The sequence below is a fragment of the Rhizobium sp. SU303 genome (genome assembly GCF_021052345.1).
Taxonomy (GTDB): domain Bacteria; phylum Pseudomonadota; class Alphaproteobacteria; order Rhizobiales; family Rhizobiaceae; genus Rhizobium; species Rhizobium laguerreae.
Map to the genome: position 1 here is coordinate 4794197 of NZ_CP088095.1, position 19264 is coordinate 4813460.

General features: G+C 62.6%; 18 protein-coding genes. 3 read left to right on the top strand and 15 right to left on the bottom strand.

The window, feature by feature from the left end; translation table 11 throughout:
* Positions 1-137: 137 nt before the first annotated feature.
* Entirely contained in the window at positions 138-3137 is a 3000-nt protein-coding gene (gene polA, locus RlegSU303_RS23460) for a DNA polymerase I (RefSeq protein WP_094086992.1), read from the top strand.
* 276 nt (positions 3138-3413) lie between these two features.
* Positions 3414-5741 (top strand): DNA translocase FtsK, encoded by a 2328-nt coding sequence (locus RlegSU303_RS23465; protein WP_131719760.1) that lies wholly within the window; start codon positions 3414-3416, stop codon positions 5739-5741.
* 34 nt (positions 5742-5775) lie between these two features.
* Here RlegSU303_RS23465 and RlegSU303_RS23470 read toward each other — a convergent pair whose 3' ends face one another.
* The 15 genes from RlegSU303_RS23470 to phnG all read right to left on the bottom strand — a co-directional run bounded on the left by RlegSU303_RS23470 (position 5776) and on the right by phnG (position 18394).
* Positions 5776-6279: a GrpB family protein gene (locus RlegSU303_RS23470; protein ID WP_131719759.1), complete on the bottom strand. Its 504-nt coding sequence runs from the start codon at positions 6277-6279 to the stop codon at positions 5776-5778.
* A gap of 19 nt (positions 6280-6298) precedes the next feature.
* Complete coding sequence (gene phnN / locus RlegSU303_RS23475; RefSeq protein WP_017962763.1) at positions 6299-6895, bottom strand: phosphonate metabolism protein/1,5-bisphosphokinase (PRPP-forming) PhnN; 597 nt, start codon at positions 6893-6895, stop codon at positions 6299-6301.
* Positions 6892-8031 (bottom strand): alpha-D-ribose 1-methylphosphonate 5-triphosphate diphosphatase, encoded by a 1140-nt coding sequence (locus tag RlegSU303_RS23480; RefSeq protein ID WP_026158954.1) that lies wholly within the window; start codon positions 8029-8031, stop codon positions 6892-6894. Before RlegSU303_RS23480 ends, phnN begins: the two co-directional genes overlap by 4 nt.
* A gap of 13 nt (positions 8032-8044) precedes the next feature.
* Entirely contained in the window at positions 8045-8740 is a 696-nt protein-coding gene (locus tag RlegSU303_RS23485) for a DUF1045 domain-containing protein (RefSeq protein WP_131719758.1), read from the bottom strand.
* A 119-nt stretch (positions 8741-8859) separates the two neighbouring features.
* Complete coding sequence (gene phnE, locus RlegSU303_RS23490; protein ID WP_131719757.1) at positions 8860-10212, bottom strand: phosphonate ABC transporter, permease protein PhnE; 1353 nt, start codon at positions 10210-10212, stop codon at positions 8860-8862.
* Complete coding sequence (gene phnE / locus RlegSU303_RS23495) at positions 10212-11192, bottom strand: phosphonate ABC transporter, permease protein PhnE (protein ID WP_017962767.1); 981 nt, start codon at positions 11190-11192, stop codon at positions 10212-10214. Before phnE (RlegSU303_RS23495) ends, phnE (RlegSU303_RS23490) begins: the two co-directional genes overlap by 1 nt.
* A 68-nt stretch (positions 11193-11260) precedes the next feature.
* The gene (phnD, locus tag RlegSU303_RS23500; RefSeq protein ID WP_131719756.1) at positions 11261-12172 is read right to left on the bottom strand and encodes a phosphonate ABC transporter substrate-binding protein; all 912 of its coding nucleotides are present in this window, start codon (positions 12170-12172) and stop codon (positions 11261-11263) included.
* Between the two features lie 74 nt (positions 12173-12246).
* Positions 12247-13089 carry a phosphonate ABC transporter ATP-binding protein gene (phnC, locus tag RlegSU303_RS23505; RefSeq protein ID WP_080635870.1) on the bottom strand — a complete coding sequence of 281 codons (843 nt, stop codon included), beginning with the start codon at positions 13087-13089 and terminating at the stop codon, positions 12247-12249.
* Positions 13090-13207: 118 nt separating this feature from the next.
* On the bottom strand, positions 13208-13825 hold the full coding sequence (locus RlegSU303_RS23510) for a DapH/DapD/GlmU-related protein (RefSeq protein WP_017962770.1): 618 nt from the start codon (positions 13823-13825) through the stop codon (positions 13208-13210).
* On the bottom strand, positions 13822-14529 hold the full coding sequence (phnL, locus tag RlegSU303_RS23515) for a phosphonate C-P lyase system protein PhnL (protein ID WP_131719755.1): 708 nt from the start codon (positions 14527-14529) through the stop codon (positions 13822-13824). The genes RlegSU303_RS23510 and phnL overlap by 4 nt, the downstream gene beginning before the upstream one ends.
* Positions 14530-14553: 24 nt before the next feature.
* On the bottom strand, positions 14554-15330 hold the full coding sequence (gene phnK / locus RlegSU303_RS23520; protein ID WP_131629991.1) for a phosphonate C-P lyase system protein PhnK: 777 nt from the start codon (positions 15328-15330) through the stop codon (positions 14554-14556).
* Positions 15327-16202: an alpha-D-ribose 1-methylphosphonate 5-phosphate C-P-lyase PhnJ gene (locus tag RlegSU303_RS23525; protein ID WP_131719754.1), complete on the bottom strand. Its 876-nt coding sequence runs from the start codon at positions 16200-16202 to the stop codon at positions 15327-15329. The genes phnK and RlegSU303_RS23525 overlap by 4 nt, the downstream gene beginning before the upstream one ends.
* Positions 16199-17305, bottom strand: coding sequence for a carbon-phosphorus lyase complex subunit PhnI (locus tag RlegSU303_RS23530; RefSeq protein WP_131719753.1), 1107 nt, complete (start codon positions 17303-17305; stop codon positions 16199-16201). The genes RlegSU303_RS23525 and RlegSU303_RS23530 overlap by 4 nt, the downstream gene beginning before the upstream one ends.
* A gap of 4 nt (positions 17306-17309) precedes the next feature.
* Positions 17310-17918, bottom strand: a complete 609-nt coding sequence (gene phnH, locus RlegSU303_RS23535; protein WP_131719752.1) for a phosphonate C-P lyase system protein PhnH — start codon at positions 17916-17918, stop codon at positions 17310-17312.
* Positions 17918-18394 (bottom strand): phosphonate C-P lyase system protein PhnG, encoded by a 477-nt coding sequence (gene phnG, locus RlegSU303_RS23540; protein ID WP_094086978.1) that lies wholly within the window; start codon positions 18392-18394, stop codon positions 17918-17920. Before phnG ends, phnH begins: the two co-directional genes overlap by 1 nt.
* Before the next feature lie 119 nt (positions 18395-18513).
* On the opposite strand from phnG, the gene phnF reads away from it, so the two are divergent.
* Positions 18514-19251, top strand: a complete 738-nt coding sequence (phnF, locus tag RlegSU303_RS23545; protein ID WP_131719751.1) for a phosphonate metabolism transcriptional regulator PhnF — start codon at positions 18514-18516, stop codon at positions 19249-19251.
* Positions 19252-19264: the final 13 nt, after the last annotated feature.

Consider the following 19264-nt stretch of genomic DNA (forward strand, 5'->3'; position numbering starts at 1 on the left):
AAGTGCTAGCATCCTTTGCGCGTCCGAAAAAACGCGCGGCAACGTAGCGCTCCGAACACCATAATCCTTTTCGCGCGCCGAACTTTATGCCGAACTCTATATGGACCTCGTCCCATGCCCGCGCTATCCATGCACGCATGAAAAAAGGCGATCACCTCTTCCTAGTCGATGGTTCCGGATTCATCTTCCGGGCGTTTCATGCACTGCCGCCGCTGACTCGCAAGACCGACGGCCTGCCGATCGGCGCCGTGTCCGGTTTCTGCAACATGTTGTGGAAGCTCTTGAGGGACGCGCGCAATACCGATGTCGGCGTGACCCCGACGCATCTTGCCGTTATCTTCGATTATTCCGCCAAGACGTTTCGCAAAGATCTCTACGACGCCTACAAGGCGAACCGCTCCGCGCCACCGGAAGAGCTCATCCCGCAATTCGGCCTTATAAGAGAGGCGACCCGCGCCTTCAATCTGCCCTGCATCGAGACCGAAGGTTTCGAGGCCGACGACATCATCGCCACCTATGCCCGCCAGGCCGAAGCGACCGGCGCCGATGTCACCATCGTCTCCTCCGACAAGGATCTGATGCAGCTCGTCAGCCCCAATGTCCATATGTATGACAGCATGAAGGACAAGCAGATCGGCATTCCCGATGTCATCGAGAAATGGGGCGTGCCGCCGGAAAAGATGATCGATCTGCAGGCGATGACCGGCGATTCGGTCGACAATGTTCCCGGCATTCCCGGCATCGGCCCGAAAACCGCCGCCCAACTTCTCGAGGAATACGGCGATCTCGATACGCTGCTCGAACGCGCCACCGAGATCAAGCAGGTCAAGCGCCGTGAGACGATCCTCGCCAATATCGACATGGCCAGGCTCTCACGCGACCTCGTGCGGCTGCGCACCGATGTGCCGCTCGATCTCGATCTCGATGGGTTGGTGCTGGAACCGCAGAACGGTCCGAAGCTGATCGGCTTCCTGAAGACGATGGAATTCACCACGCTGACGCGCCGCGTCGCCGAAGCCTGCGATTGCGATGCCGGCGCCATCGAACCGGCGATCGTCCGCATCGAATGGGGTGAGACAGCCCGCGGCCCGGATCTCGATGCGGCCGAGCCCGAGCCCGTTGCCGGCGGTATCCCCGAGGTCTCGGGCGAATCCGTGCCGGTGCCGACGCGTGCAAAGGCGAAGACCGCGGTCGAAGGCGCCTTTTCGCCCGCCGATCTTGCCAAGGCGCGGGCCGAGGCCTTTGCGACGCTGCCCTTCGATCATTCGACCTATGTCACGATCCGCGATCTGCCGACGCTCGACCGCTGGATCGCCGATGCGCGTGCCACCGGCCTCGTTGCTTTCGATACCGAGACCACCTCGCTGGATGCGATGCAGGCCGAGCTTGTCGGCATTTCGCTGGCGATCGCCGACAATTCGGCCGATCCCACCGGCACGAAGATCCGTGCCGCCTATGTGCCTCTCGTCCATAAGAACGGCGTCGGCGATCTGCTCGGCGGCGGCCTTGCCGAAAACCAGATCCCGATGGGCGATGCCCTGCCACGGCTGAAGGCATTGCTGGAAGACGAATCGGTTCTCAAGGTCGCCCAGAACCTGAAATACGATTACCTGCTGATGAAGCGCTACGGCATCGAGACCAGGAGTTTCGACGACACGATGCTGATCTCCTACGTGCTCGATGCCGGCACCGGCGCGCATGGCATGGACCCGCTCTCGGAAAAATTCCTCGGCCATACCCCGATCCCCTACAAGGACGTGGCGGGCAGCGGCAAGGCGAACGTCACCTTCGATCTGGTCGATATCGACCGCGCCACCCACTATGCCGCCGAAGATGCCGAGGTGACGCTGCGCCTCTGGCTGGTGCTGAAGCCGCGGCTGGCGGCGGCGGGATTGACCAGCGTCTATGAACGGCTGGAGCGGCCGCTATTGCCGGTGCTGGCGCGCATGGAAGCGCGCGGCATCACCGTCGACCGCCAGATCCTGTCGCGGCTCTCCGGCGAGCTGGCTCAGAGTGCAGCAAGGCTGGAGGACGAGATCTACGTGCTGGCCGGCGAACGTTTCAACATCGGCTCGCCGAAGCAGCTGGGCGATATCCTGTTCGGCAAGATGGGCCTTGCCGGTGGCAACAAGACGAAGACAGGCCAATGGTCCACCTCCGCGCAGGTGCTCGAGGATCTGGCCGCCGCCGGTTTCGAATTGCCGCGCAAGATCGTCGACTGGCGCCAGGTCACCAAGCTGAAATCCACCTATACCGACGCGCTTCCGGGTTACGTTCACCCCGAGACAAAGCGGGTCCACACCTCCTACTCGCTGGCATCGACGACCACGGGGCGCCTGTCCTCGTCCGAGCCGAACCTGCAGAACATTCCGGTGCGCACCGCAGAAGGCCGCAAGATCCGCACCGCCTTCATCTCGACGCCTGGCCACAAGCTGATCTCTGCCGACTACAGCCAGATCGAACTGCGCGTACTTGCCCATGTGGCCGAGATCCCGCAACTGACCAAGGCCTTCGAAGATGGCGTCGACATCCACGCCATGACGGCGTCGGAAATGTTCGGCGTGCCGGTGGAAGGCATGCCGGGCGAGGTGCGCCGCCGCGCCAAGGCGATCAATTTCGGCATCATCTACGGCATCTCGGCCTTCGGGCTTGCCAATCAGCTTTCGATCGAGCGTTCGGAAGCCGGCGACTACATCAAGAAGTATTTCGAGCGTTTCCCCGGCATCCGCGACTATATGGAAAGCCGAAAAGCGATGGCGCGCGACAAGGGTTACGTCGAAACGATCTTCGGTCGCCGCATCAACTATCCCGAAATCCGCTCTTCCAATCCATCCGTGCGTGCCTTTAACGAGCGTGCGGCGATCAACGCGCCGATCCAGGGCTCGGCCGCCGACGTCATCCGCCGTGCAATGATCAAGATAGAGCCGGCGCTTGTTGAAGTCGGCCTTGCCGATCGCGTCCGCATGCTGCTGCAGGTGCATGACGAACTCATCTTCGAGGTCGAGGACGAGGATGTCGAAAAGGCGATGCCGGTCATCGTCTCTGTCATGGAAAACGCCACCATGCCGGCGCTGGAAATGCGCGTGCCGCTGAGGGTCGATGCCCGCGCCGCCACCAATTGGGACGAGGCGCATTAAAAGCATGTCGCGCAAAACTGTGCGGCGGTTTTGCGACAACGACATGCGTGGAAATAAAGCCTAAGGCGCCAGCAGCGAAGCTGAAAGATTGCGACGCGCTTCAGAGCACTGCCCTAAAATTGGCAAAGATTTTTCTCACTGCCGGAACTCATTGAAAGTGCAGCGATTTATCCAAAGGGACCGTATCGGAACGATACGGCAGGAAGGAACTTATTAACCTTCCTTTTCTATCCCGGTAGGGTCGTAATTTGCAAAGCATGAGTGAGTAGCGGACGCATGCGTTTTCCCAGAACCAATTTGACGGATGCCGGAGATTTTTCCAGCGAGATTGAAACGGACCTTCCGGAGGAAAACCCAGGGGAGAAGCCGGCGGCGCCCATCTGGCAGAGCAACTTTTCCCTCGCGCCGAATGTTCGTTTCACCCGCACGCCGGAAACGCTGATCAGCAGGCGGCGCGCGACGAATGAGCCGGTTCGCGATGATTCGCAGATTGGACAGCAGGCGATACGGATAGAGCCGGTTGCCGTCGACGTGCCGTTCGATATCTATCTGCCGGAGCCGGAAGAAATTTCCGCAGCACCGCACAGGATCGAACTGCAGCAGGCACCTTTGCTTGACGAGCCCGGCGCGCCGGCTTTCCGCGCCAGCGCCGAGCTTTCCTCCATTTCGGATTTCGCCTTCTGGGAAGTCATGGCCTTCGAAGAGGCCGAGCCGGTTCGCGCACCGCCGTTGATATCCTTCCCGAAGACCGAGACTTCGCCCGAATCGATCACGTCGCTGTTCCGGATTATGGAATGGCGCCCCGGCCGGTCGGCCCCGGCTCCCGTCGTTTCCCGCCCGGCCCCGCAGCCGGCCGCGGTCTCCGCAAAGGTCGCCGTGCGACCTGCGGCCGCAATATCCCTGGAAAAGCCCAGGCGCATTCTTGTCGAGGCACCGGTCGCGCCGGCCCCCCAGGCTGCGCCGGCCCCTCACGTCGCGGCAGCCCCTTTGGTCGCGCCGGCGCCGCAGCGCACGCCGCCCGTCGCCGCGGTCCTGCCATCGCCGCGCCTGGCCGTGAGGCCCGAAAAGATCGACGCATCCGGCTATGAATTCCCGCCGCGTGCCCTTCTGCAGGAGCCTCCGGAACGCCTCGGCGAGATCATGTCGCAGGAGACGCTGGAGCAGAATGCCGGGCTTCTGGAAAGCGTGCTGGAAGATTTCGGCATTAAGGGCGAGATCATCCATGTCCGTCCCGGCCCCGTCGTCACCCTCTATGAATTCGAGCCGGCGCCGGGCGTGAAATCGTCGCGCGTCATCGGCCTTGCCGATGATATCGCCCGCTCGATGTCGGCGCTCTCGGCCCGCGTCGCCGTGGTCCCCGGCCGCAACGTCATCGGCATCGAACTGCCGAATGTCACGCGCGAAACCGTTTATTTCCGCGAGATGATCGAGAGCCAGGATTTCGAGAAGAGCGGTTACAAGCTGGCGCTCGGTCTCGGCAAGACCATCGGCGGCGAGCCTGTCATTGCCGAGCTCGCCAAGATGCCGCATCTGCTCGTCGCCGGCACCACCGGTTCCGGCAAGTCGGTCGCCATCAACACGATGATCCTGTCGCTGCTCTACCGCATGACGCCGGAACAGTGCCGCCTGATCATGGTCGACCCGAAGATGCTCGAACTGTCCGTCTATGACGGCATCCCGCATCTGCTGACGCCCGTCGTCACCGATCCGAAAAAGGCGGTCATGGCGCTGAAATGGGCCGTGCGCGAAATGGAGGAGCGCTATCGCAAGATGTCGCGCCTTGGTGTCCGCAACATCGACGGTTACAACGACCGCGTCGCCCAGGCCCGCGAAAAGGGCGAGACCATCCATGTCATGGTCCAGGTCGGCTTCGACAAGGGCACCGGCACTCCGATCGAGGAAAGCCAGGCGCTGGACCTGACGCCGATGCCTTATATCGTCGTCATCGTCGACGAGATGGCCGACCTGATGATGGTCGCCGGCAAGGACATCGAAGGTGCGATCCAACGCCTCGCCCAAATGGCGCGCGCCGCCGGCATTCATCTGATCATGGCGACACAGCGTCCGTCGGTCGACGTCATCACCGGCACGATCAAGGCGAACTTCCCGACCCGCATCTCCTTCCAGGTGACTTCGAAGATCGACAGCCGCACCATCCTTGGCGAACAGGGCGCCGAGCAGCTGCTCGGTCAGGGAGATATGCTGCATATGCAGGGCGGCGGGCGGATTTCCCGTGTCCACGGTCCCTTCGTCTCGGATGTCGAAGTGGAAAAGGTCGTTGCCCATCTGAAGACCCAGGGCCGCCCGGAATATCTCGACACAGTCACCGCCGATGAGGAGGAAGAGACGGAAGAGGAAGAAGCCGGCGCCGTTTTCGACAAGAGCGCGATGGCTTCGGAGGATGGCAACGAGCTCTACGAGCAGGCGGTCAAGGTCGTCATGCGCGACAAGAAATGCTCGACCTCCTATATCCAGCGCCGCCTCGGCATCGGCTATAACCGCGCCGCCTCATTGGTGGAACGCATGGAAAAGGAAGGCCTCGTCGGCCCGGCCAACCATGTCGGCAAGCGCGAGATCGTATCGGGACGGGGCGACGGCGAGTAATCGCCGCCGGCCAGGGCGTCTGGCGGATTCTGTTTTACAATCTCAAGGCAGCCAGCCGAACCGTCTCGCTGACAAACTCGGTCTTTCCGCCGGTATAAAAATCCCAATCACCGGCTGCCTCCGCAGCCAGCCGGCGCTTCAGATCGGCATAGGCCTTGGCCCTCTCGGGGTGATCCCTGAGGTAATCCCGAAACAGAATGCGGTCCCGATGCGCGCGATTATCGGGTCCGCAAAGATAGAGCTTGAAGGCACAGGCTTGATGATCGCGGGTGAAAGCCCATCGTTGCTCTCCGGTATCGCCGTGGAAGACGAAATCGGCAGCGCGCACGATCTCGATCGCCGCTGCCAGGAAGGCGTCGGATATCATCACCGCATCGAGGTCGATCTTCGGCTTGGCCGGCAGGCCAGGCACCGACGTACTGCCGATATGATCGATGGAAAGCACGCAGTCCCCGAGTAGGATAGAGACCTCGGCGCTGATCTCGGCAAACAGCCGCGGCCAGGAAGGATCGTAGTCGACAACTTTGATGGCGCGCATGCCCTTCCTCTCGATCTGTTCAGGGCGCCTTGGTCAGCAATCCGTCGAGGATCTCGATCATCTTCTGCTCGGCCTCTTCGAGCGAGCCGCTATTGTCGAGCTCCACCACGTCGTATTCGCCGCGCACCGTCAGCGGTCCACGGGCGAGCCGCGCCATGATATCCTCATGCGTCTCGCGGCCGCGCGCCTCCAGCCGGCCGGCGAGCACTTCGGGGCGGGCGGTGACGTTGATGACCTTCAGCCGCGGAAAGGCGGCCTGGAAACGATGAAGCGCCGAGCGTGAACCGTTGGCGACGACCACATGGCCCCTTGACAGCGCCACCGAAACCTCGGCCGGAATGCCGTATTTCAGGCCATGCGCTTCCCACCAGACGGCGAAGGAGCCTGACTGCTCCATGGAGGCAAACCCTTGGAGGGAGACGGAAAGATGGTCTTCGCCGCCGGCGTCACGATGACGGGTGATGACGCGGCGGACGAAATGCACATCGTCGCGGCCCCTGAAACGCCGGGCGGCAAGATTCATCAGCGTGTCCTTGCCGGCGCCGCTCGGTCCGACGACGACGACCATGATGCCGCGCTCGGCTCCGGCTCCTGCGTGGGGTTCGTGCGACATCATGCGACACGGCGTCCCTGGCGCCAGACGGAGCGTGTCACCGGCACGCCATGCGAGCGGTGGACGCGCACGAGATCGGCGCGTAGCCCCGTCGCGATCCGGCCGCGGTCATCGAGACTGACGGTGCGGGCGGGCGTCGACGTTACCATGGCGATCGCCTTCGGCAGGCTGATGCTCTCGACTTCGTCGGCGAGGATGAACGGCGCATGCAGCAGGCTGAGCGGCACGTAGTCGGAGGAAAGCACGTCGAGCACCCCCATCTCGGCAAGGTCGCGGGCGGCGATATTGCCGGAATGGGATTTGCCGCGCACGATGTTCGGCGCCCCCATCAGCACGCTCATGCCGTGTCCGTGCGACGCCCGGGCGGCATCGAAACTGGTCGGGAATTCGGCCAGCCGCACGCCGTTGTCGATCGCCTCGTCGACATGCGAGAGCGTCGCATCATCATGGCTTGCCACGGTGATGCCGCGCTCGGCGCAGACCTTGGCGATGGCGTTGCGGTGCGGCGTCGAATTGCGCGCCGATTCTGCCTGGCGCTTGGCGACGAAACGGGCAAAAGCCTCGTCGCTCAGGCCCCGCTTCTTCTGGTAGTAGAAGATATATTGATCCATCGTCTGGAATTGCCGCTGGCCGGGCGCATGATCCATCAGCGAGACGAGCCGCACATGCCGGTCGTTTTCGAAATCGGCGAAATGTTCGAGCACATTGTCGGCCGAGACCTCGCAGCGCAAATGAAGCAGGTGCTCGGCGCGCAGTCTGCCTTCCGTCTCTGCCGACTGGATGGCATCGGCCATCTCGCGCATCTCGCCATGTTCGAAGCCGCCGTCTTCGTCCGCCCCCATGCGCAGGCAGTCGAACACCGTGGTGATGCCTGATGTGACGATCTGGGCGTCATGCGCCTGGATAGCGGCAGTCTTGTTCCAGCGAATGCCGGGACGCGGCTGATAATGGCCTTCGAGATGATCGGTATGCAGCTCGACAAGGCCTGGAATGATGTAGTCGCCTTCAAAATCTTCGCCGGCTACCGAGTTACCCTCGGAAATGTCGGCGATCTTCCCGTCGCGGATGAGGATCGAGCCCGAGAGGACGTCATCCTCAAGAACGATGCGGGCGTTGGAAAACACGGTCTCTTTGCTCATGGCGTCAGGTCTTTCAGCTTTTGGCGCCGGCAAGCGGCAGCCAGGAATGAACTTTGAACGGGGCACCGCGCGTCTCCTCGATGAAGACGGCAAGGCCGGAAATCGAAAGCGGCCGGCCGGTGAAATCGGCAAACCGCTCGGTCAGGATCGCTTTCATGACCGCGGCGCGTGTCTCGGGCACCTGGCCGCTCAGCGTCATGTGAAAGCCGAAATCCTCCATCACGTAAGGATAACCCCAGCGCTGCAGATGGGCGCGCTGGCTGTCGCTGAGCTTCTCAGGGTTGCGTCGCGCCATATCGGCCTCGGAAAGCGCTGCGCGGAACGGTTCGAACGACCTTACCACCTTCGCGGCGAAATCCTGAAGAGGTTGATGAAGAGAACCGGGAACGAGGGCAAAAAAACGGCCGAGCTGGCCGAGGACAAGCTCAGGAATCTCGAAGGCTTGCGTGCGCTGGGCAAAATCCTCGGCAACGGTCATGAGATCCCTCTCGGTGACCGAGGAGGCGAGCGAAAACGGCGCCTTGATCGTGGCGTGAAAACCGTAGCGGCGGGGGTCGGCGGTCAGCTCGAACTGTTCTGCAGCACCCAGTTGCGCATGGTCCGGTGCAGGATAGGTCTCGCCGGTGAAGGCATTGCGGCCGAGCCAGAGCGAGGCCGCGCCGGTCAGGGGATCATCCTTCGGCGGCGAGAAATAGAGAGCGTAGCGCAAGGCTTTTATCCTGGGGATCGTCCAAACGGGGAGCGCACAGTGCAGTGATTTGGCGGCGAACCGCAAGCAGGCTCCCGGCTAAAAGATTTCCGTGACAGAATGATGATGGCATCAATTCGTCAGTGGCCCTTTTTTCCCATCACGCGCGAACGCAGCGCATTCGAGAGATTGTCGAAGGCGAAGACCACGAGGAGGATCAGCAGGACCATATAGGCGACTTTGTCCCAGTCCGAATTGGTCTTCATGGATTCGAGCAGCTTAAGGCCAATGCCGCCCGCACCGACGGCGCCGATGACGGTCGCCGAGCGGGTATTCGATTCCCAGAAATAAAGCGATTGCGAGATGAACACCGGCAGGACCTGGGGGATGACGCCGTAACGTTGGACGGCCACCGGTGCCGCACCGACCGATCTCACGCCCTCACGCTGCTTGTCGTCGATGTTCTCAAGCGCTTCGGCATAGACCTTTCCGAGTGCGCCCGTATCGGTGAAGAAGATCGCCGCGATGCCTGGGAGCGGCCCTGGGCCGAACGCACGGGTGAAGAACAACGCCCAGATCAGCATGTCGATCGAGCGCAGGAAATCGAAGAGCCGCTTCGTGGCCCAGTTCGCAGCGCGGCTCCGCGTGATGTTGCGCGCGGCGATGAAGGCGAGCGGGAAAGCGACCAGCGTGCCGAACAGCGTACCGACAAAGGCCATGACCAGCGTCTGCATCAACTTCGTCAGGATGTCGCCATGCTGCCAGCTTGCGTTGTTCAGGAAGTTGTCCAATGCCAGCGAGGCATTGGACTGGTTGGGATCGAGCCGTTCGCCGGAGAACATCAGGCCGACGACCTCAGGCAGGTTCCGGCCCCAGAAGGGCGACTGCGTATCGAAGAAGAAGTTCGCCCAGCCGAGAAAGCGGCGCTGGACATAGACCTGGCTGGTACGGATTTCCGCCTGTCCCGCGAAGCCGTAATAGACGATCACCTTGTTGTCGCCCCGCTCCATCTGGGCAGGCGCATCGGCCGGCAGGGAGGCGCGATCGCGGGTGATGGTCACGGGGTAGAGCTTGCCGTCGATATAGACGTCGACGCGGCTCGGCGTCACTTCCATGCGGTTGCCGTCGCTGCCGAAGGTGACGGTGTATCGGCTGCCATCGGCATTGGGCTTCAGCCAGTTGATATCGGCGCCCTCGGGATACTGGCGGCGGCTCGTCCATTGGGGGACGACCTGATCGTTCTGGAAACGCAGGCGCGGCTGGGCGCGCCAGGAATACCAGTCCTGGACATAGACCGCCGCGCGGTCCCAGTTGCCGTTCACGAAGGTGGGAATGACGTTGAAGAAGGCGAAGCAGAAGGCAAGATAAACGAAAACCGCAGCTGAAATGAGGAGCAGACCCCAGCGTTGCATGAAGCTGCGATGGAAGACGTCCGGATAGGCGGAAAGCAGTCGTTCGCGCTCGGCGGCGTTGATGGTCGGAACCGAGGACATCAGGCTGCTCCCTGTCCGAATTCGAAGGACTGCTTGCCGATCAGCCGGCGGCGCAGCCAGGCGGAGAATTGGTCGACGCAAATGACGGTGATCAGCAGCAGGATGATGATCGCATAGGTCTTGGCAGCATGGTCGCGTCCGATCGAGAGGCTGAAGACCTCACCTATGCCGCCGCCGCCGACGGCGCCGATTATAGTCGAGGCGCGCACGTTGATCTCGGTCCGCAGCAGCGTGTAGGAGACGAAGTTCGGCAACACCTGCGGCAGGATCGCGAAGCGCACGCGCTCCAGCCAGCCGGCGCCGGCGGCGCGCAGGCCTTCATCCGGCTTCATGTCGGCATTCTCGACGACTTCGAAGAACAGCTTGCCAAGCGCGCCGACGGTATGGACCCATACCGCGATGATCGCCGAAATCGGACCGATCGACAGGATCGCGGCGAGGAGGCCGGCGACGACGATTTCTGGGAAGGCGCGCATGATTTCCATGATGCGCCGCACGACCCAGCGCGTCACGCCTGCACCGACCAGATTGGTGGAAGCGAAAAAGCAGAGCAGGAACGCGCCGCTCGCACCGAGAATGGTGGAGACGATGGCGATGTTGAGCGTGATCGCGAGCTGGTAGAAGAAATTCGGGATGTAGAAACTATCGGTGATCCAGACGCGGTCGCTTGTATAGTCGTATTTGATCGAACCGTCGGAAAAGGGCGACGGCAGATCGAACATGGCGCGGAAGATCTCCAGCGGACTGTCCGGCACGAAGCTCTTCATGAAGTCGAAGAAATAGGGAAGGCGCTCGAAGAACTTGCCCGAATTGGCGCTGTTGGCGAAGTCGAGCGAGGCGCCGAGGATGATCAGAAAGACCACGATTGAAACGACGGTATAGATCCGCCGCGTTCGAACCTGGCTCTGATAATGATCGAGGATGGTGCGGGAGCCCCCCTGCAATCCGCTCAGAGAGTCCGCGCCGGCCGAGTGCGCCATATGTGGCTTCCTTCTTGAAAAACGGCGGCATCATAACGATGCCGCCGCAAGACTGTTCAGACTGAGGATCAGCCGCCGATAACGGCCTTACGGGCGTCGATGATCGTCTGATAGAAGCTCTGGTCGACCGGCGCCCAGTCAACGTAGCCGCCGCCCGTGAACGATTCGAAGCAGCTCTTGTCTGTCTTCGGCAGTTCGGCGAAGTAGGCGGTAACCTTCTTCTGAAGGTCGGCCGGCAGCTTCTGGGAAACCATCAGCGGACCGTTCGGGATGAGCGGCGACTTCCAGACTTCGACGATATCGTCCATGTCGAGCAGGCCCTTGGTGACCATCTGGTGCAGATTGCCGGAGGAGTAGCCCTGCGCCCAGTCGCCCTGACCGGAACCGAAGGTGGTGCCGACATCGAACTTTTTGTCGAGAACGCCGAGAACGAGGTTCTCGTGGCCGCCGCCGAAGCCGGTTTCAGCGAAGTACTGCTTGACTGGTGCGCCGGTGTCCTTCGGAAGGGCAACGTTAGGAACAAGGTAGCCGGAGGTAGAGTCCGGATCGGCGAAGCCGAGCTTCTTGCCCTTGGCGTCGGCAAGCGTCTTGATGCCGGAGTCCTTGCGGGCAACCATGATCGAGTAGTAGCCGGTCGAACCGTCTGCCTGCTTGGTAGTCAGAACCGGGGTGACGGCGTTCGGATCCTTGATATAGACCGCGGCGTAAGAGGCGGCGCCCATGACGGCGAGGTCGATCGTACCGCCAAGGAGACCCTGGATGACGCCGTTGTAGTTCGGCGATGGGAAGAGCTGAACTTCAGAAACGCCGGTGGCAGCGATCAGGCCGGGCTTGACGCACTGGGTGCGGCGAACCTGGTCGGCTTCGTTTTCACCGCCATCGAGACCGATGCGGAGGACCTTGACGTCCTGGGCAGCAGCATTGCCGGCGACGGCGGCGACGGCGATGGTTGCCATCATGATCTTGCGGAATGCAGACATGGAAGTCTCCTTTTGTGACATGGTTTGTTTGTCAGTTATTTTTCCGACCGTTGTCCCCGTCGGCCGGAAACGGGTCAGTGCACGGCGGCTGCTTTGGCCACCCTGCCGGATGAGACATTCTCGGCGCGGCGCTTGGATTCGAGGCTGGTCGAGGTCAGCGTTTCGTCGATGCCGGCGCCATCCTTGTCGGTCCCGTAGATTTCCTTCACCGCTTCGGCGGTCAGCTCCGAAGGCTGGCCGTCGAAGACGACGCGGCCGCCGGCCATGCCGACGATGCGCTCACAATAGTTGCGGGCGGTATCGAGCGTATGAAGGTTGGTGATGACGGTGATGCCCTCGCGTTCGTTGATATCGCGCAGCGCATCCATGACGATCTTGGCGTTCAGCGGATCGAGCGAGGCGATCGGTTCGTCGGCAAGAACCATTTTCGGGTTCTGCATCAGCGCGCGGGCAATCGCCACGCGCTGCTGCTGGCCGCCGGAAAGCGTGCCGGCTGCCTGCAACGCCGTCTGCTCGATGCCGAGGCGTTCGAGTGCTGCGATCGCATGCACGCGTTCCTCGCGCGTGAAGATGTTGAGCAGGCTCAGAAGCGTCGAGCGGTGGTTGAGGCGACCGAGCATGACATTTGTGAGAACGTCGAGGCGCGGCACCAGGTTGAACTGCTGGAAGATCATCGCGCAGTCGCGCTGCCAGTTGCGCAGCGCCTGACCGCGAAGCCCGGAGACCTCGACGCCAGCGAAATGAACGGAGCCGGAGCTCGGCTCCTGAAGCCGGTTGATCATGCGCAGCAGCGTCGACTTGCCGGCGCCGGAGCGGCCAATGATGCCGACCATCTGGCCCTGAGGAATGTCGAGCGTGACGGAATCGACAGCGAGCTTTTTTCCGAAACGACGTGTGACATTCTTCAGCTCGAACATCATGCTCTTCCCTTGCAATCCATGCCTTGATCAGCTTCGCATTAGTCCCGCTTGATGAACCTCGCATGTCATATTTGTGTAAGTCCTGTCACAATTCTCAGCCACTATATCGGGGGTTTTAATCGCCGTAGCGGGACAGGAAATCTTCCGCGTCAAGGTTGCGGAAATCCTCGAGCGCCTGGCGCAGCCGCTCGTGCTCCCAGTCCCACCAGGAAAGCCTGTCCATCCGTTCGCCGACTTCTGTTGGAAAGCGCTCGCGGATGAGTTTGGCCGGTACGCCGCCGACGATCGTATAGGGCGCGACGTCCTTTGATACGACGGCGCCGGCCCCGATCACCGCGCCATTGCCGACGTTGACGCCCGGCAGGATCGTCGCCCCGTGGCCGATCCAGACGTCGTTGCCGATCGTCACGCGGTTTGCGCGCCGCCAGGCGAAGAAGTCCGTCTCCATATCGCCGTCCGGCCAGTAGTCGGCGGCGCGATAGGTGAAATGATGCAGCGTCGCACGCCAGGTCGGATGGTTGGTGGCGTTGATGCGCACCGCGGCGGCGATATTGACGAATTTGCCGATCGTTGCACACCAGACCGAGCCGTCCTGCATGATGTAGGAATAGTCGCCGAACGTGGCCTCGCTGATGCGGCAGCGTTCGGAAACCTCGGTATAGCGCCCGAAGGTGGATTCGCTGACGGATGCCGTCTCATGAAAATAGGGCTCGATACCCAGCTTGCGGCTCATGCAGCGATCTTCCTGGGTGAGAACTGCTGGACGTCGAGAATGCGGTCGGCGACGGCTTCGCGTACTTCTTCGTCGTGGAAGATGCCGAGAAGGGCCACACCCGCCTTCTTCTTTTCCGCGATCATGCCGACGACGACGGCACGGTTCCTGGCATCGAGCGAGGCTGTGGGTTCGTCGAGAAGCAGGATCGTGTGCCCGGTGATGAAGCCGCGTGCGATGTTGACGCGTTGCTGCTCGCCGCCGGAGAAGGTGGCGGGCGGAAGCTGCCAGAGCGTTTCCGGCAGATTGAGCCTGGCAAGCAGGGCGCCCGCCTTTTCCCGTGCCGTGACGGCGTCCTCGCCGCGTGCCACCAGCGGTTCGGCAACCACGTCGATCGCCGCGACGCGCGGCACGGTGCGCAGGAACTGGCTGACATAACCGAGCGTATTGCGGCGGACGTTAAGAATGGTGCGCGGATCGGTGGAAGCGAGATCGATGATGCGTCCGTCGTGACGAATGAGGATCTGGCCGGTGTCGACGGCATAATTGCCGTAGATCATCTTGAGCAGCGAGCTCTTTCCGATGCCTGATGGGCCGCCGAGGACGACGCATTCGCCCGATGCGACGGAGAAGGCGACATCGGAGACGACGGGCAGCTTGATGCCGTCGCGCAGGTGCATGGTGAAGCTCTTTGAGACTTCGGAAACGACGAGGGGCGTTGCCATATTCTTCTTCCTTGGTTTCGGGCCTCAGACCTGCAGGATCGAGGAGACGAGCAACTGGGTATAGGGTTCGCGCGGGTCGTCGAGCACGCGGTCGGTGAGCCCGTGTTCGATGACGTAGCCGTCCTTCATCACCATCATCCGGTGCGAGAGGAGGCGGGCGACGGCGAGATCGTGGGTGACGATGATGGCCGAGAGACCGAGATCGTTGACGAGGCCACGCACGAGGTCGAGCAGTCGCGCCTGCACCGAGACGTCGAGGCCGCCGGTCGGCTCGTCCATGAAGACGAGGCGCGGGCCGGTGACGAGGTTGCGAGCGATCTGCAATCGCTGGCGCATGCCGCCGGAAAAGGCGCGCGGCTGGTCGTCTATGCGGTCGGCGTCGATCTCGACGCGTTCGAGCCAGTCGATCGCCGAGGCACGGATCTTGCCATAGTGCCGGTCGCCGATCGCCATCAGCCGTTCGCCGACATTGGCGCCGGCAGAGACCGTCATGCGCAGGCCGTCGGCCGGGTTCTGATGCACGAAGCCCCAGTCGGTGCGCATCAGGAAGCGCCGCTCGGCCTCGTTCATGCGATAGAGGTCGCGGTAGCTGCCGTCGCGCATGTGATATTCGACGCTGCCGGTGCTCGGCAGCAGCCGAGTGGAGAGGCAGTTGAGCAGCGTCGTCTTGCCGGAGCCGGATTCACCGACGATGGCGAGCACTTCGCCGGGCCAGAGCTCGAAGGAGACGTCGCGGCAGCCGATACGGTTGCCGTAGAATTTCGAAACGTCACGGACTTTGAGAAGCGGAGTATCGCTCATTCTGCAGCCTCCCGGGCCAGCATTTCGCCGGCATATCCGTGCGCGCGGCGGTCTTCGCAATAATCGGTGTCGGAGCAGACGAACATGCGCCCACCCTTGTCGTCGAGAACCACTTCGTCGAGATAGACTTCCTCGGCGCCGCAAAGGGCGCAGGGTTTGTCGAAGCGCTGGATATCGAAAGGGTAATCCTCGAAGTCCAGGCTGACGACGTTGGTATAGGGCGGAACCGCATAGATGCGCTTCTCGCGTCCGGCGCCGAAGAGCTGCAGCGCGTCCGACATATGCATCTTCGGATTGTCGAATTTCGGCGTCGGCGACGGGTCCATGACATAGCGGCCATGGACCTTCACCGGATAGGCATAAGTCCGCGAGATGCGGCCGTTATGGGCGATGTCCTCGTAGAGCTTCACATGCATGAGGCCGTATTCTTCGAGCGCATGCATCTTGCGGGTCTCGGTCTCGCGCGGCTCGAGGAAGCGCAGCGGCTCGGGGATCGGCACCTGGTAGACGAGCACCTGGCCCGCCTCGAGCTTTTCCTCGGGAATGCGGTGGCGCGTCTGGATGATCGTCGCATCCTTGGTATGCGTCGTCACCGCGACATTGGCGACCTTCTGGAAGAAGGCGCGGATGGAAACGGCGTTGGTCGTGTCGTCGGCACCCTGGTCGATGACCTTCAGCACGTCGTCCGGTCCGATGATCGAGGCCGTCACCTGCACGCCGCCGGTGCCCCAGCCATAGGGCATCGGCATTTCGCGCGAGGCGAAGGGCACCTGATAGCCGGGAATGGCGATTGCCTTCAGGATCGCCCGGCGGATCATCCGCTTGGTCTGTTCGTCGAGATAGGCGAAGTTGTAGCTGGCCAGATCGGTCATTCGGCGGCTTCCTTCATGTCTTCGCCACCGTTGCGGGCGGCTTCGAATTCGCGGCGCATGCGGCGGACGAGATCGAGTTCGGCCTGGAAGTCCACATAATGCGGAAGCTTCAGGTGCTCGACGAAGCCCGTCGCCTGGACGTTGTCGGAGTGCGAGATGACGAATTCCTCGTCCTGTGCCGGTGCGGTGATATCCTCGCCGAGCTCTTCGGCGCGAAGCGCCCGGTCCACCAGCGACATCGCCATCGCCTTGCGCTCGCTCTGGCCGAAGACCAGGCCGTACCCGCGGGTAAATTGCGGCGGCGCCTTGGCCGAACCCTTGAACTGGTTGACCATCTGGCATTCGGTGATCTGGATGGTGCCGAGCGAGACGGCGAAACCGAGTTCCGGCACGTCGAATTCCACCTCGACGTCGCCGATGCGGATTTCACCGGTGAACGGGTGATTGCGGCCATAGCCGCGCTGAGTGGAATAACCGAGCGCCAGCAGGAAGCCCTCGTCGCCGCGGGCAAGCGCCTGCAGGCGCAGGTCGCGGGTCATCGGGAATTCCATCGGCTCGCGGGTCAAATCGCCGATCTCGTGATCTTCCGGCATGTCGCCGTCGGCCTCGATCAGGCCTTCCTCGCCGAGGATCTCGGAGACGAGCATGACGCGGCCGGTTTCGGCGGCGCGTTGAGCGGGCGTCTCGACCGCCTCGTCCGAAAGCAGGGAGGGATCGAGCAGGCGGTGGGTATAGTCGAAGGTGGGGCCGAGAAGCTGGCCGCCCGGCAGATCCTTGTAGGTCGCCGAGATGCGGCGTTCGATCGTCATATCAGCCGTGTCGAGCGGCCTGGAATAGCCGAAACGCGGCAGCGTCGTGCGGTAGGCGCGCAGCAGGAAGATCGCCTCGATCATGTCGCCCCGCGATTGGCGGATGGCAAGGGCTGCGAGCGTACGGTCGAAAAGCGAGGCCTCGGCCATGACGCGGTCGACGGCGAGCGCCAGCTGCGCCACGATCTGTTCGATGCCGATCGCCGGCAGCGAACGGTCGCCGCGGCGGCGGTCGGCGAGCAGGCGGTGGGCATTGGCGATGGCGGTCTCGCCACCCTTGACGGCGACATACATGAGCTCAGATCTCCGTTACTGTGATCTTGGTGGTGCGCGGCAGGCAGAGGAAGCGTTTACCCGCCGTCAGCACGATGTCGACGCCGCGCGGAAAGAGCGCGCGGTTCTCGGTCCAGAGCCGCAGGAAGGTCTCCGGCAGGCCGATAGGCGCGATCTCCGCCACGCTCTGGATGCCGGGACCCATCAGCGCCAGCCTGCGGCCGCCCTCGAGTTCGGCGAGTTCGACGATGAGGGTCGTCGAGCGGTCGGGATATTCCTGCGTACCTGATGCAAAGAGGCCGAAGGAGGAAGGTGCGGTGCCGGCCTCGGTGAAGGCAAAGCGCGCTTCGGCTTTTTCGGTGGTCAACGGCGCGCCGGTATGGAAGCCGAGCCACTCCGGCACGGCGGATCTCGCCAGTCCCTGGGAAAGCCAGACGGGCGTGTCGTGGTCGCAAAGCGTCAGCGCGATCGTGCCGGCGGCGATGCCGAGCGGTGCCGGCGGAGCGACATCGGGCTGAACGGTCTGGATCGTGCCGGGGCGCGCCATGCCGTCCATCAGCATCTTGAAGACGCTCTGGGCATGGAAGACCGGCTCGGCAAAGCCGCCGGTCAGAGCTTCTGTCCTCAGGCCCATCAGTTGTCTCCCCGCACCATGGTGAAGAAATCGACGCGGGTTGCCGCCGTCTCGTCCGCCTTGCGGCGTTCGGCATCGGCGATCCGCTCGGCGATCGGTAAAAGCAGGGCCTGTTCGACGAAACCCTGCGTCGCCTCCTCCTGCCAGAGCGCGTCGAAGATCGCCGCAAGCCTGGCCTTTTCACGGTCGGTGCCGAGCGCCTGCGCATGGCCGACCGAGCCGGAGTCGAGCCGGACGGTCGCTCGCGTCACGGTCACTTCCCCCAGGTTGAAGGGAGCGCCGCCGCCGCCGATGCGTCCGCGCACCATCACCAGCCCGGTTTCCGGTCCGCGCACCGGATGGGCCACAGGCTTTTCCGGCAGCGCATCGAAGACTGCCAAGAGTTCGCTGCGCTCCGCCCGCGCCAGCAGATCGGCGGCGCGTTTGCGCCCGGATGCCGTCTGTGACGCAGCGTCTGTCCTGTCCGCTGATATCATCGCCGCTTCCCTTAAAATGTCTATTGATATAGACAACCATACAAGATACACTTAGCTCTAAATCGATGTCGTGACAAGCGTGTGACATCGTCGGCGTGAAATGGCAGGGCAGGGGTGGAATGGCGGGATTGAAGCAGGTGCAAAGGCAAACCGGCGTGGCGCTCTGGCGCCAGATCGCCGATCGGATTCGCGAGGCGATCAGCAACGGAGCCTATGACGAAACGGGAATGGTGCCGCCGGAAACCATGCTGGCGCTGCAATTCGGCGTCAACCGGCATACGGTGCGCAGCGCGCTGGCGGCGCTCGCCCAGGAGGGGATCGTCCGTGCGGTACAAGGCCGCGGCACGCTGATCGAGCGCAAGGAGCGGTTGAATTTCCCGATCACCCGGCGCACGCGTTTCACCGCCGGCATCGGCGATCAGGCGCGTGAAATGCGCGGCCTTCTGCTCGATGAGGCGAAGGAGGAGGCGAGTGCCGAGATCGCCCGCTGGCTGGGCCTGAAGCAAGGAGATCAGGTGATCCGCCTGGAAACATTGCGCCAGGCAGATAAGCGGCCGGTTTCAAGGGCGACGAGCTGGTTTCCCGCCAAGCGCTTTGCCGGTATCGGTGAGGCTTACCGGACGGGGGAATCGATCACCAAGGCTTTCGCCGAACTCGGCCTGCCGGATTACGTCCGGGCGACGACCGAGGTGACGGCAGCCCATGCCAGTGCAGCCGATATGGCCGACCTCGAACTCACCCCCGGCGCGATCCTGCTGATCGCCAAGGCGATGAATACCGATCTTGAGGGTGTGCCGGTGCAATATTCGATCAGCCGCTTCGCGGCCGACCGGGTACAGTTCACCATCGAAAATTGAGCGCCTTTCCCCG